The organism is Actinosynnema pretiosum (genome assembly GCF_024171695.1).
Taxonomy (GTDB): Bacteria; Actinomycetota; Actinomycetes; order Mycobacteriales; family Pseudonocardiaceae; genus Actinosynnema; species Actinosynnema pretiosum.
In genome coordinates this window covers 54,043-69,669 of record NZ_JAMTCF010000028.1, presented here as the reverse complement: position 1 = coordinate 69,669, position 15,627 = coordinate 54,043, and the positions used below count along the sequence as shown (strand labels likewise).

The window sequence follows — 15,627 nt, the reverse complement described above, 5'->3', positions numbered from 1 at the left end:
GTGTTGGGGTGGCGGCAGGTCGGGTCGTGGGCGCGTTGGTGCTGGTGGGGCTGGTCGGGGTGGTCCCGTCGGCGGTGGTGGTCGCGGCCCCGACGTCGGTGGTCGAGGCCGCTCCCGAGGAACCGGCCGTTCCCGCGCAGGCGACGATCGTGGTGAAGCCCGCGCCGTCCGAGGAGAGCACGCCGGAACCGGCCCCCGAACCGGTCCAGCCGCCGGTCCAGCCGCCGGTTCAGCAGGCGCCCGTGCAGCAGGCCCCGGTGCAGCAGGCACCCGTCCAGCAGGCGCAGCCGAACCCCGGTGGCCGGGCGTCGTCCGACTCGATCGCCGAGCGCAACGCGATGAACCCGGTCCCTCGCCCCGACCTGGTCCCCGCGCCCCTGCCGCCCGACCCGAACGCGGGCCTGCCGCCGATCGTCATCCAGATCCCCGTCGAACCGGAGGTGCCGTTCGACCCGACCAACCCCGGCTAGCCCTCCTCCCGCCTGGGCAGCAGCACCGGCGTGAGCAGCAGCGCCCCGCCGATCACCAGCAACCCGGCCCGCGTCCCGACCACCCCCGCCAGCACCCCGCCCAGCGCGGTCGCGGCGGCGGTGGTGGCGCGGACGGTGATCGTCCACGCGGTCAGGGCGCGCGCGGTGCGGTCGGCGGGGATCAGGCGCAGCCGGTGCGCGGCCAGGAGCGGGGTGAACACGCCGATCGACAGCAGCAGCCCGGACTGCGCCACCAGCACCAGGAGCAGACCGGTCGGACCGGGGTGGACGAGGGGGAGCAGCACCGGCCAGCAGGCGCGCGCGGCGCCGGACGCCCGCAGCACCCGGCGCTCGCCGAACCTCCCGGCCAGCGGCGCCGAGCAGCGCGAGCCGATCAGGCCGCCGAGGCAGGGCAGGCCGAACACGAGGCCGTGCTGCCAGGCCGGGAAGCCGAGGTCGCCGAGCAGGAGCACGGCCATGAGCGGGGAGGTGGCCAGGACGAGGCCGTTGACCAGGGCGGTGTTGAGCAGGAGGGGGCGCAGCACCGGGTCGCCCAGGAGGTGCCGCCACCCGGCGACCAGGTCCGCCGCGCGCGGGGCGGTGACGCGGACGGGCACCGGTTCCGGGCCGCGCGCGCCGCGCAGGCACAGGGCGGACGCGAGGAAGCTGGCCGCGTTGAGCAGGACGGTGACGAGGGGGCCGAACACGCCGACGAGCGCGCCGCCCGCCGGTGGTCCGACGATCGTGGCGGTCCAGGCCGTGGATTCGAGGCGGGCGGACGCGGGGAGCAGGTCGGCGGCGGGCAGGAGGCCCTTGAGGTAGGCGCCGGACGCGGCCTGGAAGGTGATGTCGGCGGTGGCGACCAGGACGGCGACGGCGAGCAGGTGCCAGAAGCCGAGCACCCCGAGCCAGTGCGCGAGGGGGATGGTGAGCAGCGCCGCGAACCGCAGCAGGTCCGCGCCGACCATGACCGGCAGCTTGCGGCGGAACTCGACGCGGGGCCCGAGCGGCACGGCGATGAGCGCGCCGACGGCGAGGCCCGCGGCGGCGAGCAGCGACACCTGGGCGGGCCCGGCGCCGAGGACGAGGACGGCGATGAGCGGGAACGCGTCGAACGCGAGCCAGGTCCCGGCGACGCTCGACCCGTACGCGGCCCACAACCACGTGAACCGCAGGCCCACCGCTCCCCCATCGCCGCAGAGGGGACCAGGTTAGGGGGTCACAACAACCCCAGGATCTCCCCCGCCGTCCAGAACGGCGTGGTCGACGCCAGGTGCGCGGCTGCCTGCTCCGGTTGCCAGGCAAGGGTTTCCCGCAGACCACCCGCCAGCATCCGCAGGTACGCCGCGCTCGGCCTGGTGTGCCGGACCTCGTCGGCCCGCCAGGGCGCGGTGAACGTCAGCGCCGGGCGACCGTCCGCCTCGCCGACCTTCACCAGGGTCTCGTACCGGCCCGGTCCCAGCTCCGCCCGCCCGGTCGCCAGCACGCCCGACAGGTCCAGGTCCTCCCCCGGCGCGCGGTACATCTCCTGCGCCGCGACGTCCGAGAACTGGCCCGTCGTCACCAGGTACGCCCGGCCCACCGCCACGCCCGGCAGCGACGGGTCGTAGAAGGCCCTCCCCCCGTCCCACACCGGCGAGTGGGTGGTGAAGTACACCCCGCCCGGCAGCTCCCACGGGCGGACGGCGCGCGGGGGTGTCCTGTCGCGGCAGCCGGGGTAGCAGCGCGTCGCGCCGGGCGGGGTCCCGCCGGACAGGTAGCAGTCGAACCTGCCCGCGTGCAGGTTCGACCCGTAGCTCACGTACCAGACGAGGCCGACCACTCGTCCTCCAGCAGCGCGTAGGTGTACACGTCGCCCCACTCGCCCTTGAACACCTCGCAGTGCCGCAGGTGCGCCTCGCGCCGCATCCCGAGCTTCTCCATCACCCGCCACGACGCCGTGTTCCTCGGGTCGCACTGCGCGATCACCCGGTGCAGCCCCAGCCCCTCGAAAGCCAGGCGCAGCAACGCTTCCGAGGCCTCCACGGCGATCCCCCGACCGTGGTGGTCGGGGTGCAGGACGTACCCGATCTCGCCCTGCCGGTGCTCCTCGCTCAGCCACTTGAGCACCGCCTCGCCGACGACCTCGCCGTCCAGCTCGACCGCCAGCGACAGCTCCTCGGCCGCCTTCGACGGCCACGTCACGGCGGCCCGGCTCATCAGCTGGTCCGCGCTCTCCTCCAGCGTGCGCACCCCGCCGTACAGGTAGCGCACGACGTCCTCGCGCGACTGCCACGAGTGCAGCGCGTCCAGGTCGGCGCCGGTGAACGGGCGCAGCAGCAGGCGTTCGGTCCTGATCGGGTAGTCGGGTCTCACGTCCTCCACGTTAGACGTCGGCGAGCAGCCCCACCGGGTTCTCCACCAGGTCCGCGACGTACCGCAGGAACCCGCCCGCCACCCCGCCGTCGCACACCCGGTGGTCGAAGCTGAGCGTCAGCTGCGCCACCTCGCGCAGCGCGAGCTGCCCCTCGTGCGCCCACGGCCGGTCGGCGATGCGGCCGATGCCCAGGATCGCGACCTCCGGGTGGTTGATGATCGCGGCCGAGCCGTCGACGCCGAACACCCCGTAGTTGTTGAGGGTGAAGGTGCCCCCGGTCAGGTCGGACGCGGACAGCCTGCCCTCGCGCGCGGACGCGGTCAGGTCGCGCAGCCGCTCGGTCAGCCCGGTCGCGGTCAGCGCGTGCGCCCCGCGCACCACGGGGACCACCAGGCCCCGGTCGGTCTGGGCGGCGAAGCCGAGGTTCACCTCGTCCAGCAGCACGACCTCGTCGCCCTCGACGCGCGAGTTCAGCTCGGGGAAGCGGCGCAGGCCCAGCGCGGTGAACCTGGCCAGCAGGCCGAGCAGGGACACCGTCGGCAGCGCGGCGCGCACCCGCACCAGCTCGGTGGCGTCCACGTCGACCCACACCGTCGCCTCGGGGATCTCCCTGCGGGAGGTGGCGAACTTGCGCGCCGCGACGCCCCGGACGCCGGTGAGCGGAATGCGCTTGCCCCGCTCGGGGGAAGCGTGGGCGGGATCGGTCCACGGGCCTGCGGCGCGCGCGGGTCGGGGCGCGCGGGCGGCGATCTCGCGCTCCACGTCGGCGCGCCGGATCACCCCGCCGGGACCGCTGCCCTCGACCGCGTCCAGGGCCACCCCGTTGTCGCGGGCCAACCTGCGCACCAGCGGTGAGATCACGGCGGGCGCGAGCTTGGCGGACTCCGCTGCGGGAGAGGGCTTCTCGGCGACGGGGGCGACGGGCGCGGCTCCGTGAGCCACCCGGCGACGGCGGCGGTTCTGCTGCGAGGTGCCGTAACCGACGAGCACGTTCCCGCTGTACTCGGCAGAATCGGGCTGCGCCGCAGCGGCCTCGGCGGCGACCGGTTCCCCTTGCGCCGCAGCGCCTCCTGCCCCGTCACCGGCCACGCTCAGCAGCACCGAGCCGACCGCCAGCCGCTGCCCCGGCTCGCCGTGCCGCGCGGTCACCACGCCCCCGTACGGGCAGGGCACCTCCACCACGGCCTTGGCGGTCTCCACCTCCACCACGGGCTGGTCCACCACGACCGGGTCGCCGACCGCGACCAGCCAGGACACGATCTCCCCGTCCGTGAGCCCCTCGCCCAGGTCGGGCAGCCGGAAGTCAGGCACCGCGCACCTCCACCCGGTCGTCCCACTGCAGCGCGCCGATGGTGTCCAGGATGCGGTCCACTCCGGGCAGGTGGTGCTCCTCCAGCATCGGCGGCGGGTACGGGATGTCGAAGCCGGTCACCCGCAGCACCGGCGCGTGCAGGTGGTGGAAGCACCGCTCGGTCACCCGCGCCACGACCTCCGCGCCGTACCCGCCGAACCCGGCCGCCTCGTGCACCACCACGGCCCGCCCGGTGCGGCGCACCGACGCGCACACCGTCTCGTCGTCGAACGGCGCCAGCGTGCGCAGGTCGACGACCTCCACGTCCCAGCCCTCGGCCTCGGCGGCCTCGGCGGTCTCCAGCGCGGTCAGCACCATCGGACCGTACGCGATCAGGGTCACGTCCCGGCCGGACCGCCGCACGAGCGCCCGGTCGAACGCCGGCCCGCCCGCCGCCAGCTCGCCCTTGGCCCAGTAGCGGCGCTTGGGCTCCAGGAACACCACCGGGTCCGGGCTGTCGATCGCGTCGCGCAGCAGCCGGTACGCGTCGTCGGGCGTGCCCGGCGTGACCACGCGCAGTCCGGGCGTGTGCGTGTAGTAGGCCTCGGACGAGTCGCAGTGGTGCTCGACGCCGCCGATGCCGCCGCCGTACGGGATGCGCACCACCACGGGCAGCGACAGCGCGCCCGCCGTGCGGTTGCGCAGCTTCGCCAGGTGGCTGGTGATCTGCTCGAACGCCGGGTAGGCGAACGCGTCGAACTGCATCTCCACCACCGGCCGCAGCCCGTTCATGGCCATGCCGATGGCGGTGCCGAGGATGCCCGCCTCGGCGAGCGGGGTGTCGAACACGCGGCGCTCGCCGAACCGCTCGGCCAGCCCGTCGGTCACCCGGAACACCCCGCCCAGCGGGCCGACGTCCTCGCCGAACACCAGCACGCGCTCGTCGGCGGACAGCGCGTCGGCCAGCGCCCGGTTGAGCGCGGCGGCCATCGACACCTCACCGGACGGCAGCCCGGCGGCAGCCGGACCCCCTTGCGCCGCAACGACCTCGGTCATGCCCGTCCCCCGTCCAGCTTCTCCGCGCCCAGCTTCTCGGCGTCCAGCTCGCGGGCCAGCATCGCGGCCTGCTCGCGCAGCTGCGCGGTCGGCTCTGCGTACACGTGCCGGAACAGGTCCGCCGGGTCCACGCGCGCGTCCGCGTTCAGCTCGGTCCGCAGCGCCGCCGCGAACTCCTCCGCCTCGGCGTCCACCGAGTCGCGGCGCGCCGGGTCGAGCAGCCCGCGCGAGGCAAGGTGCGAGGCGAGCCGGTCGACGGGGTCGCGGGCCAACCAGTGCGCGACCTCGGCGGAGTCCCGGTAGCGGGACGCGTCGTCGGCGTTGGTGTGCGCCTCGATCCGGTAGGTAAGCGCTTCCACGAGCACCGGCTCACCCGACGCCAGCGCCTCCGACACCACCGCGTAGACCGCCGCCGCGTCGTTGCCGTCCACCAGGACCGACCGGATGCCGTACCCGATCCCCTTGTGCGCCAACGTGGGCGCGGCGGTCTGCTTGCTCAGCGGCACGCTGATCGCGTAGCCGTTGTTCTGCACCAGGAACACCACCGGCGCCTTCCACACCCCGGCGAAGTTCAGCGCCTCGTGCGTGTCGCCCTCGCTGGTCGCGCCGTCGCCGAGCAGCACCAGCGCGGCGGTGTCCTCGCCCTTGTAGCGGGCGGCGTGCGCGAAGCCCACGGCGTGCGGGGTGTTGGTCGCCAGCGGCGTGCACTGCGGTCCGACGCGGTGCTCGCGCGGGTCGTAGCCGAGGTGCCAGTCGCCGCGCAGCAGGGTCAGCGCGCCCGCTGCGGGCACGCCCCTGGTGACCAGGGCGACGCTGTCGCGGTAGGTGGGGAACAACCAGTCGCGCTCGCGCATCGCCAGCACCGCGCCGACCTGGCACGCCTCCTGGCCTCGCGAGGACGGGTAGACGGCGAGGCGGCCCTGGCGGGTGAGGGCGGTGGCCTGGGTGTCGAAGCGGCGGCCGACGACCATGCGGCGGTGCAGCTCCAGCAGCACCTCGTCGTCGGGCATCCGAAGCGGTGAGCCCTCGACCGGGGACCCGTCAGCGCGCAGCAGCGCCAGCGGTTCCTCGGTGGGGAGCAGGGTCCGGTCCGGGGTGGCTGTGGCCATTCGGCACCTCCTGCGCGACGTCGGCGGGGATGCCGGGAATGGTCCAGGTCACACCGATCGGGCGTCCAGCTCGCGGGTCCCGATCTGGACGAACGGCCCCGTGCCGGGGTTATGTTCGACCGCATGACGCCCAGCGCTGGACGAACGGCCCCGCTCGACGCGACGGACCGCCGGATCGTGGCCGAGCTGCGCGCGGACGGCAGGCTGTCGATGCGGTCGCTGGCCGAGCGGCTGCACATCTCGCGGGCGAGCGCGTACTCGCGGGTGGAGCGGCTGCACCGGGACGGGGTGATCACCGGCTACGCGGCGGTGGTGGACCCGGAGCGGTGCGGGATGGGGATCTCCGCGTACGTGTACCTGAAGATCAGCCAGCACTCGTGGAAGGCGGTGCGGCGGCGGGTGCTGGAGATCCCGGAGGTGTGGCAGGGGTCGCTGGTGTCCGGCGACTACGACCTGGTGCTGCTGGTGCGCACGCCGGACGCGCAGAGCCTGCGGGACCTGGTGCTGAACCGGTTGCAGACGATGCCGGACGTGACGTCCAGCCACACCGTGCTGATCCTGGACGAGCTGCCGTCGCCGGGGCGCGAACCGGAGCTGTGACGCGCCGGGGGCCGTGGCGCGAAGCCGGGCCGCGCCACGCCCCCGGCTCAGGCCGTCCCCCGGCTCAGGCCGCGTCCCGCCAACCGGCCCAGGTGGACTCGTAGGCGTTCACCAGCCAGGCGTTCGCGCGGGCGGTGTCCGGCCGGGGCGGCAGGTCGGAGGAGCCCAGCAGCGCGAGCAGCCGGGCCTCCAGCTCGGCCGCCGCGTCGATCGCCTCCTGCGCGGTGCGCCGCCCCTGCCGCAGGTCGCGGACGAAGGTGCGCCACGGGTCGGGCATAGGCAGCGTGATCCGGCCGGTCTCCAGCAGTTCCACGCCCTGCACGCCCAGCCGCACCATGTGCCCGGCGAACTTGACGTCGAACCCGTGGCGCTCGACCAGCTCCGGCCGGTTGACCCGCTTGCCGACCGCGCCGCCGACCATCCGCTCGCGCTGCCCGCGCAGGTAGCCGATGAACCGCTTGCCCGCCTCGCGGGAGATGACCATCCCGGGGTCGGCGCGCAGCTCGCGGCCGAGGTCGGTGTTGACGACGACGTCGTGGTCGGGCGCGAACAGCGGCGTGATGACCGTGGGGTTGCCCTGGAGGGCGAGCCGCATCCACTTGCGCAGCGAGTAGACGACGAGGTCCAGGTCGCCCGGACGCGAGCGGGCGTCGGGGTCGCCGGTGCGCTCGGCGGCGGTGCGGAAGACGTACTGCTCGAAGGGCCGCAAGCCGATCACGGACTCGGGCGGCTCGACGCACAGGCCCATCTCGTCGCGGTCGTCGGTTCCCTCGATGGCCAGGCCGTGCACCCCGGAGCCGACCTGGGTGCGCAGGACGGTCGCGCGCTCGGCGATCGCGGCGTGCTCGGCGTTGGTGTGCTTCACGGTTCGGCCCTCCGGCGCGGGACGCGCTTGAACGGGTTCCCGAGCGGCTCAGGGTTGCCGCCGGGCGCCCCATCCTGCGTCGTCGCGCCGGAGGACACCACCGATTAAGGGATTGGCTCCGCGCCGGGACCGGGGCGCCGTGCCGGGAACCGCGCCGCGGCGGGACAGGGTCGTCGCGGTCCGGTTCTCCGGCACGGCGCGGATCGGTCTCCGCGCGGCGGGTCACCCATCCCCGCACTGCGCAGCAGTGCGAGACCCCGCACCCGCCGCACCTCAGGTCACCGGTGAGGCTCGGCGGGTGTGGGCTGCTCCCCCTTTTGGCAGCCCTCCCCCCGCCGCAGGGTGGCGGGGCCGGGACGGTGCTCTACCAGCCGAAGTTCTGCGTCCAGTAGATCCCGTACGAGCCGCCCTTGGCCATGCCGACGCCGAGCGTCTTCAGGCCGCAGTTGAGGATGTTGGCCCGGTGGCCCTCCGAGTCCATCCAGCTCTTCATGACGTCCTCGGGCGTGCGCTGCCCGGCGGCGATGTTCTCCGCGCCCGGCGAGGGGTGACCGGCGGCCTTGATCCGGTCGACGAAGCTGCGCCCGTCCTTGGACACGTGCGAGAAGTAGTTCTGCGCGGCCATGTCGGCGCTGTGCGCCCTGGCCGCCTTGCCGAGCCGCGCGTCGGCGGTGACGGCCGGGCAGTTGTTGGCCTTGCGCTGCTCGTTGGTCAGCGCGATGACCTTCTCCTCCGCGATGTCCACGTCCGACTTCTGCGGCGCGGGGGCCTGCGTCGTCTTCGGCGGCTGCGCGGGGGTCTCCTGCTTGGGGGGCTGCGCGGGGGTGGACGGCGGCGCGACAGGGGGTTGCGTCGTCGTCGTGGTCGCGGGGGCCTCGGAGGAGGACGGCGCCGGGGAGGAGGGCGTCGTCTCGGTCGTGGTCGTCGCGTCGGCCGCCCCGCTCGCGGACGACGGGGAGGCGGGGTCGGAGGCGGCCGTGGTGCTGGTCGCCGCAGGGGCGCCGAAAGCGGCTGCCGCGTTGGCGATGTTCCCCGCGTTGACCGGCCCCGGCGCAGCGGGCCCACCGCAGCCCGCGAGGGCGACGAGGGCCAGAGCGGCTGCGGGCAGTGCGGTCCTGGGACGCGGCACGGTATTCCTCATCTGCTCGGGGACATTGTCGGGCGCGGTGACCGCAGCAGCGCTTGTGCAGGGAAGCGCGCGCGGTCACCGCACCGGCAGGGGGAATCGAAGCGGGCCGGTCGAGTTTTGGGAGAACGCTGGCGGCCCGCCGCAATTCCTGTAATCACTCTAACGAGTCAAAACGAATTGTCAACTCGCAATTATTTATGGAAGTTTTAAGGTTGGTATCAGGAAGCGGAAAGGACCGGTCGGTCAGGCTGACGCGTCCGACAGCCTGCGCATCCGCAGCTGGACGCGCAGTCCGCCCAGCGGCCCCCGGTCGAGCACCAGCTCCCCGCCCGCGGACTCGGCGGCGCGGCGGGCGATGTCCAGCCCGAGCCCGGTCGACCCGGCACCGCTGCTGCCCCGCTTGAGCGCCGCCTCCGGGTCGTCGACGCCCGGTCCCGCGTCCTCGATGACGATGACCACGCGGTCGCGCTGGTGGAACAGGGCCACGACGAACCCGGTGCCCTCCGGGGTGTGCCGGAAGATGTTGCCGAGCAGCACGTCCATCGCGGCGGCCAGGTCGCTGCGGTTGATCGGCACGAACGCGGTGCGCTCGGTGCCGCGCAGGTTCCACAGCCGCTGCTGGTCGTCGGCCAGCGCGGACCAGAACACCAGCCGGTCGTGCACCACGCGGGCGGCGTCGCAGCGCTTGCCGTCCGGGTCGTCCAGCTCCCTGCGGGCGGCCCTGATCAGCTCGTTGACCTCGCGCTCCAGCGCGTGCACGGCCTGCCTGACCCGGTTCGCGCCGGGGTCGGGGCCGAGCGTCTCGGAGTCGAGGCGCAGCGCGGTGAGCGGGGTGCGCAGCCGGTGCGAGAGGTCGGCGAGGATCTCCCGCTCGCTGGTCACGAGCTTGCCGATGCGGTCGGCCATGCGGTTGAACGCGCCGCCGGCGGCCACCAGCTCGGGCGGTCCGGACGGTTCGACGCGGGCCTCCAGGTCGCCCTGGCCCATGCGTCTGGCGCCGTCGGCCAGCTCGCGGGAGGCCTTGACCACGCGCGCGCCCAGCCGGTCCGCGACCAGCACCGACCCGAGCACGAGGGTGACCGCGACGCCGAACAGCGCGAGCCAGGCCTGGCCGACGCCCTGGCTGAGCTGCGCCTCCGGCACGAACGCCTCGACCACGGCGACCCCGTCGGCCAGCACGACCGGCTGCAGGTGCACGCGCCCGTCCGGCACGGTCGCGGTGAACGCCCTGCCCTCGCGCTGCGCGGTGCGCAGCTGACTCGGGGTGGCCTTGACCTCGCCGATCACCCCGCCGCCCGCCATGTGCACCGCGACGTGACCGTTCACGCTGGTCAGGGCCTGTTCGACCATGACCGGGTCGGCGGTGATGGCGAGCACCGGGGTGAGCGCGACGGCCTGCCGCTCGGCGTCGGCGAGCGCCTTGTCCTCGGCGAGCTGGCGCACCACCAGGCCGAGCGGGATGAGGAAGGCCAGCGCGACCATCGAGGTGACGGCGAGCGCGACGACGGCCAGCGACCGCCTCACCCTACGGCCGTGAGCTTGAAGCCGACGCCGCGCACGGTGTGCAGGTAGCGGGGCTGCGCGGCGCGCTCGCCGAGCTTGCGGCGCAGCCAGGACAGGTGCACGTCGAGCGTCTGGTCGTCGTGCCTGCCCGGCAGGTTCCACAGGTTCGCCAGCAGCTCGGCGCGCGGCACCACCTTGCCCTCGCGGGCGGCGAGGTAGGCGAGCAGGTCGAACTCCTTGCGGGTGAGGTTGAGCTCGCGGCCGGACAGCCGCGCCTCGCGCCGGTCCAGGTCGATCAGCAGGTGCGGGCCCACGCGCATCGGGCCGGGTTCGGGCGCGGCCTTGCGGGTGCGCCGCAGCACCGCGGAGAGCCGGGCGGCCAGGTGCTCGCTGGAGAACGGTTTGACCAGGTAGTCGTCGGCGCCCGCGTTGAGCAGGCGGACGATCTCGGCCTCGTCGTCGCGGGCGGTGGCGACGATGACGGGTGTGTCGCACACCCCGCGCATCATCTTGAGCGCGTCCCCGCCGTCCATGTCGGGGAGGCCGAGGTCCAGCACCACGAGGTCGAAGTCGTGGTCGGCGATCTCGCGCAGCGCTTCGAGGGCGGCGCCGACGGCCAGCACGGCGTGGCCCATACCGGTCAGCGCGCGCGTGACCGCCGAGCGCACCACCGGGTCGTCCTCCACCAACAACACCGAAACCATGCGCGAACGGTAACGCGTGCCCGTGCACATTCTGCAACCTACCCGTATCACCCGTCCGTGAGTGGCCGGACGATCATTGCCCGATCGGGCGAAAGGGAGGTCGGACGGGTGCCGTCCCACCCCTGAGGAGCACCCCCGCCAATGCCTCGTTGATCAGGAAAGATCCGTTTCCCGAAGAACGGGATAATCGGATTGTCGGACGGCCGGGAAAGCGGCTCCGGGCGCGCGGCCGGGCACTGCGGGCTCCCGGCGTGCGCGCGGCGGCCGGGCGCGGTCGTGACGGGCGGTCAGGCGGCGGCGGGCACGACCACGCGGGGTGACCGCCCGGACGCCCGCAGCGTTGGGGCCACCAACGACCCCCTAACCGCGGCCAACCCGAACCCCTAACCCTATCGGGTGGCTAGACTCCCGAACCGTGCTCCAGAGGGAGCCCCTTACGGGAGGACGCGCCGTGATCCGGGGCTTGCAGTACTTCGCGGTGTGGACGCTGACCACCGCGGCGGCGATCGGGGTGTCGTGGCTCGGCATCCGCTTCGTCCTGGACGCCGGCGCGCCCGAGCGGCCGAGGGTGGTCGCCGGGCCGACCGGTGAGACGACGCTCGCGGAGCCGACCCCTACGTCCACCTCGCTGAGCCCGCCCCCGTCCTCGTCCTCGTCGCCGGAGCCGAGCGCCCCGACGGCCGCGCCCACCACGACCACCACCGCCCCGGCGCAGGAGCCGCCCGCGCAGCAGCCCACCTCCCAGCCGCCCGCGCCGTCCGAGGAGGGCGCGTGGGTCGAGCGGGACGGGAAGCAGGTGTTCATCAAGAGCTTCCGCCTGCAGGGCGGGGTGGCCACGGTGAGCTTCGCCGAGCGCGACATCCAGCCGGTGTCCGCGACCCCGAGGCAGGGCTACGCGGCGGTCGTGGAGCAGCCCGCCGACGCGGTGGTCGTGGTGTTCACCGGCAACGGGCACACCTCGAAGCTGGAGGCGATGTGGGTGGGCAAGCCGCAGTGGCGGATCATCGAGAGCGACTAGGGCCCACCGGCGGCGCGGCTACCGCGCCCCGGGGTTCTGTCGTCAAATGTCACGCCCACATCAGGAGTGACGCGAGGGTGACGGCTGCTGTGTAGGACTCGGCGGTCTTGTCGTAGCGGGTGGCGATGCCGCGCCACTGCTTGAGGCGGTTGAAGCATCGTTCCACTACGTTGCGCTGCTTGTAGATCTCGCGGTCGAAGCCCGGCGGGCGGCCTCCGCGGCTGCCCCGCCGGGCCCGGTTGCGGACCTGGTCGGCCCGCTCGGGAATCGTGTGGGCGATGCCTCGGCGGCGAAGCCAGGCGCGGATCGCCTTCGAGCTGTAGCCCTTGTCGCCCAGGACGTGATCGGGCCGGACCCTGGGCCGCCCCCGGCCGGTCCGTGGTACCCGGATCGCTTCCATGACGGTGGTGAACCTGGTGCAGTCGTTGATGTTGCCGCCCGTGACGACGAACGCGAGCGGACGGCCCCGGCCGTCGCAGGCGAGATGGATTTTGCTGGTCAGGCCACCTCTGGACCGGCCGAGGGCCGGGTCGCGGAGCCCCCTTTTCGGGCCCCGGCCGCGTGCTGGTGGGCCCGGACGACGGTGGAGTCGAGGGACACCAGCCAGTCGACGTCACCCGCCGCGTCCGCTTGCGCCTGGGCGGCCCGCAGCATCCGGTCGAACGTGCCATCCGCCGCCCACCTGCGGAAACGGGTGTGCAGCGTCGCCCACGGGCCATAGCGCTCGGGCACGTCCCGCCAGGCCGTCCCGGTCCGGAACTTCCACACGATGCCATTCAGGACCCTGCGGTCGTCCAGCCTTCTACGTCCCCGCGACGACTCGGGCAGCAAAGGCCGGACGAACTCCCACTCGGCGTCCGACAGTTCATGGCGACGTATCACAACACCATGATCCACCAGCAACGATCATTTGAAGACATGCCCGGAGGCGGGGGAACCCGGCCGGTAGATGACGTCGCTCCAGTCCGTGTCGGCCGGTCGGGAGAAGTCGTCCCACAGCGTGCAGGGGCAGGTGGCGGGCCGGGGCAGGCCGGTGGTGAAGCTCCACGTCCGCGTGGGCGCCGGGTTGCCAGCCGGGCCGTTCACCAACGCGGTGACCTCGTACGTCGTGCCCGCGACGTGCCGCCCGGTCGGGGCGCACCTCGCCGAGACCCGGTCCGCTTCGCAGGTCACCGCGCCCTGGACGGGAGTGCCGTCCGGCGCGGTGGCGGTGATCGAGAGGCCTGCCGGGTCGACCTCCTCGTCGTAGCGGATGGTCGCGTGCTCGTCGAGCCGCACGCTGGTCGAGCCTTCGTGGGGCGTCACCGCGAGCGAGGTGGGCTCGGTGATGTCCTCGGTGGGCGCCCACCACAGCACGTCGACCCAGCAGTTGTTCCCGATCCCGCCGAGCACCTGGTCCTGCGGGAAGCCGCCGCCGACCCGGAACACCCCCATTGGCGTCGCTGACCTGGGCCACCGGCCCCGGCGACGGTGGTGGCGGCCAGCAGCGCGGCGGTCACCGCGCCCGGTCTGCTCCCGGCACTTCTCCTCAACAGCACGGCAGGTCCTCTCCCCTCGGTCGGAACCAGCGCAGCGGGGATCGAGGCGCCGAGTTTTCTCGTTGCGCGGCAAGGGAGAACCGGTGAAGAAGACGTCGAACGCCGGAACCGCCGTGGTTCCGGCGGTCCACCACCGGCCGTGCGCGGTGGCGGGCGACCGATCGCGCGGGGCCCCGGCCTGGCGCGGGCGAGCGGACTCGACGGGCCGGGCGCGGGCGGCGCTCAGCCCCGGTCGCGGGGCACGAGGGTCGCCATCGCCCGGTCCAGGGCGTCGCCGATCGTCCCCCGCGCGCCGGGCGCCAGCCACGCGTGCTGGGCGGCGAGCAGGCAGCCGAAGGCGGCGGCCGTGAGCGCGCGCGGCGCGGGGTCGTCGGGGGCGTAGGGGGTTCCGGCGGTCTCGGCGCGCTCGCGCAGGCCGCCGACCACGGCCTCCTGGATCTCCTGCAACTTCTGCAGGTACGCCGCGAGCAGCGCGGGCGTCTCCAGCACCACCCGGTGCACCGGTTCGGCGCGGCCCGCTCCCCCGGAGTCGTCCAGCAGGTCGAACACCCGGCGCAGCGACGTCCAGACCGGTTCACCGGCCGGGCGGGCGAGCAGCGCCGCCAGCATGGTCTCGGCCGCGAGGTCGAGCTTGCCGACGACGATCTCCTCCTTCGTCGCGAAGTAGCGGAAGACGCTGCGCTTGGACATGCCGACGGCCTCGGCGATGTCGCCGATGGTGGTCGCCTCGTACCCGCGCTCGACGAACAGCGCGAGCGCGGCGTCGCCGATCTCGCGCTGCAGCGCCTTGCGCGCGCGCTCCCTGATGCCGGGCGGACCGGCGCTGGGCGGACTGGTGCTCATCGTGGCCCAACACTATCACCGAAAGTCGCGTTTGACACCAAGTGACAAGTTAGGCGTACGCTGCCAACACCACGTCAGGGAGGGGATTCCCCATGCGCACCACCACCGCTCTGCGGAGCACCGACGGCTCGACCGCGCTGGAGCGGGTGCCGGTCGAGCGCCGCGACCTGCGCGCGGACGACATCGCCGTCCGGATCGACTTCTGCGGCGTCTGCCACAGCGACCTGCACGTCATCGGGATGACCGCGAAGGGCTCGGTGGTCCCCGGCCACGAGTTCACCGGCGTGGTCACCGAGGTCGGCGCGGCGGCGGGCCGCTTCGCCGTGGGCGACCGGGTCGCGGTCGGCACGATCGTCGACTCCTGCGGGAGCTGCGAGGCGTGCCTGGAGGGTGAGGAGATCCACTGCTCCGGGCACCCGACCGCCACCTACGGCGTCGACCCGCGCACCGGCCTGCCGAACCACGGCGGGTACAGCCGCGAGTACGTGCTGCGCGAGCGGTTCGCCCACCCGCTGCCCGAAGGCCTGGACCCGGCCGCCGCCGCACCGCTGATGTGCGCCGGGATCACGGTGTGGAACCCGCTGCGCGCGGCCGGGACCGGCCCCGGCAGCCGGGTCGCCGTCGCCGGGCTCGGCGGGCTCGGGCACCTGGCGGTCAAGCTCGCCGTCGCCCTCGGCGCGGAGGTCACCGTGCTCAGCCGCACCCCGGACAAGACCGCCGACGCGCTGGCGCTGGGCGCGCGCGACCTGCTGGTGACCACCGACCCGGACCGGCTCGCGGCGGCGCGCGGGACGTTCGACCTGGTGCTGGACACGATCTCCGCGACGCACGACCTGTCGCCGCTGCTGGGGCTGGTCCGCAGGGACGGCACGCTCAGCGTGCTCGGGGTCTTCTGGGAGGTCCCGCTGAATGTCATGGACCTGATGCTGGGCCGCAGGAAGCTGACCTCGTCGGCCACCGGCGGCCTGGCGAGCACCGCCGAGCTGCTGGCCTTCTGCGCCGAGCGCGGGATCACCGCGGACGTGGAGGTGGTGCCCGCGAGCAGGGCGGGCGAGGCGCTGGAGCGGTTGGGGCGCGGCGACGTGCGCTACCGGTTCGTGCTGGACCTGGCCGACCTCGACTGAGGCGGGGCGGGCGCCACGGCG

The 15,627-nt window shown here is 73.9% G+C and carries 16 protein-coding genes and 1 pseudogene; 4 read left to right on the top strand and 13 right to left on the bottom strand.

Annotated elements, in window-relative coordinates; translation table 11 throughout:
• Positions 1-8: 8 nt before the first annotated feature.
• Positions 9-470: a hypothetical protein gene (locus LV78_RS37580; RefSeq protein ID WP_253850967.1), complete on the top strand. Its 462-nt coding sequence runs from the start codon at positions 9-11 to the stop codon at positions 468-470.
• On the opposite strand, the gene LV78_RS37575 is transcribed toward LV78_RS37580, so the two are convergent.
• The 6 genes from LV78_RS37575 to LV78_RS37550 form a co-directional block, all read right to left on the bottom strand.
• The gene (locus LV78_RS37575) at positions 467-1,651 is read right to left on the bottom strand and encodes an MFS transporter (RefSeq protein ID WP_253850966.1); all 1,185 of its coding nucleotides are present in this window, start codon (positions 1,649-1,651) and stop codon (positions 467-469) included. The genes LV78_RS37580 and LV78_RS37575 overlap by 4 nt on opposite strands.
• 38 nt (positions 1,652-1,689) lie before the next feature.
• Positions 1,690-2,292 carry a histone deacetylase gene (locus tag LV78_RS37570; RefSeq protein ID WP_253850965.1) on the bottom strand — a complete coding sequence of 201 codons (603 nt, stop codon included), beginning with the start codon at positions 2,290-2,292 and terminating at the stop codon, positions 1,690-1,692.
• On the bottom strand, positions 2,268-2,825 hold the full coding sequence (locus LV78_RS37565) for a GNAT family N-acetyltransferase (RefSeq protein WP_253850964.1): 558 nt from the start codon (positions 2,823-2,825) through the stop codon (positions 2,268-2,270). Before LV78_RS37565 ends, LV78_RS37570 begins: the two co-directional genes overlap by 25 nt.
• Positions 2,826-2,835: 10 nt before the next feature.
• Complete coding sequence (locus LV78_RS37560; RefSeq protein ID WP_253850963.1) at positions 2,836-4,137, bottom strand: dihydrolipoamide acetyltransferase family protein; 1,302 nt, start codon at positions 4,135-4,137, stop codon at positions 2,836-2,838.
• On the bottom strand, positions 4,130-5,107 hold the full coding sequence (locus tag LV78_RS37555) for an alpha-ketoacid dehydrogenase subunit beta (protein WP_253851002.1): 978 nt from the start codon (positions 5,105-5,107) through the stop codon (positions 4,130-4,132). The genes LV78_RS37560 and LV78_RS37555 overlap by 8 nt, the downstream gene beginning before the upstream one ends.
• 62 nt (positions 5,108-5,169) lie before the next feature.
• Positions 5,170-6,282, bottom strand: a complete 1,113-nt coding sequence (locus LV78_RS37550) for a thiamine pyrophosphate-dependent dehydrogenase E1 component subunit alpha (RefSeq protein ID WP_253850962.1) — start codon at positions 6,280-6,282, stop codon at positions 5,170-5,172.
• A gap of 123 nt (positions 6,283-6,405) precedes the next feature.
• Here LV78_RS37550 and LV78_RS37545 point away from each other — a divergent pair, with 123 nt between their 5' ends.
• Positions 6,406-6,882, top strand: a complete 477-nt coding sequence (locus LV78_RS37545; RefSeq protein ID WP_041838314.1) for an Lrp/AsnC family transcriptional regulator — start codon at positions 6,406-6,408, stop codon at positions 6,880-6,882.
• Positions 6,883-6,946: 64 nt separating this feature from the next.
• Here the strand turns inward: LV78_RS37545 and LV78_RS37540 are convergent, their stop codons facing one another.
• From LV78_RS37540 to LV78_RS37525, 4 genes are all read right to left on the bottom strand, one after another.
• Positions 6,947-7,747, bottom strand: coding sequence for a nucleotidyltransferase domain-containing protein (locus tag LV78_RS37540; RefSeq protein ID WP_253850961.1), 801 nt, complete (start codon positions 7,745-7,747; stop codon positions 6,947-6,949).
• A 364-nt stretch (positions 7,748-8,111) separates the two neighbouring features.
• Positions 8,112-8,876 (bottom strand): CAP domain-containing protein, encoded by a 765-nt coding sequence (locus tag LV78_RS37535; protein WP_253850960.1) that lies wholly within the window; start codon positions 8,874-8,876, stop codon positions 8,112-8,114.
• A gap of 243 nt (positions 8,877-9,119) precedes the next feature.
• Positions 9,120-10,400 carry a HAMP domain-containing sensor histidine kinase gene (locus tag LV78_RS37530; protein ID WP_253850959.1) on the bottom strand — a complete coding sequence of 427 codons (1,281 nt, stop codon included), beginning with the start codon at positions 10,398-10,400 and terminating at the stop codon, positions 9,120-9,122.
• Entirely contained in the window at positions 10,397-11,083 is a 687-nt protein-coding gene (locus LV78_RS37525) for a response regulator transcription factor (RefSeq protein WP_118947478.1), read from the bottom strand. Before LV78_RS37525 ends, LV78_RS37530 begins: the two co-directional genes overlap by 4 nt.
• Before the next feature lie 451 nt (positions 11,084-11,534).
• On the opposite strand from LV78_RS37525, the gene LV78_RS37520 reads away from it, so the two are divergent.
• Entirely contained in the window at positions 11,535-12,101 is a 567-nt protein-coding gene (locus tag LV78_RS37520) for a hypothetical protein (RefSeq protein WP_253850958.1), read from the top strand.
• Between the two features lie 49 nt (positions 12,102-12,150).
• On the opposite strand, the pseudogene LV78_RS37515 reads toward LV78_RS37520, so the two are convergent.
• The 3 genes and pseudogenes from LV78_RS37515 to LV78_RS37505 all read right to left on the bottom strand — a co-directional run bounded on the left by LV78_RS37515 (position 12,151) and on the right by LV78_RS37505 (position 14,482).
• Positions 12,151-12,983: pseudogene (locus LV78_RS37515) on the bottom strand (IS5 family transposase).
• Between the two features lie 24 nt (positions 12,984-13,007).
• Positions 13,008-13,535 carry an Ig-like domain-containing domain gene (locus LV78_RS37510; protein ID WP_253850957.1) on the bottom strand — a complete coding sequence of 176 codons (528 nt, stop codon included), beginning with the start codon at positions 13,533-13,535 and terminating at the stop codon, positions 13,008-13,010.
• 326 nt (positions 13,536-13,861) lie between these two features.
• Entirely contained in the window at positions 13,862-14,482 is a 621-nt protein-coding gene (locus LV78_RS37505) for a TetR/AcrR family transcriptional regulator (protein ID WP_253850956.1), read from the bottom strand.
• Positions 14,483-14,574: 92 nt separating this feature from the next.
• Here LV78_RS37505 and LV78_RS37500 point away from each other — a divergent pair, with 92 nt between their 5' ends.
• Entirely contained in the window at positions 14,575-15,606 is a 1,032-nt protein-coding gene (locus LV78_RS37500; RefSeq protein WP_253850955.1) for an NAD(P)-dependent alcohol dehydrogenase, read from the top strand.
• Positions 15,607-15,627: the final 21 nt, after the last annotated feature.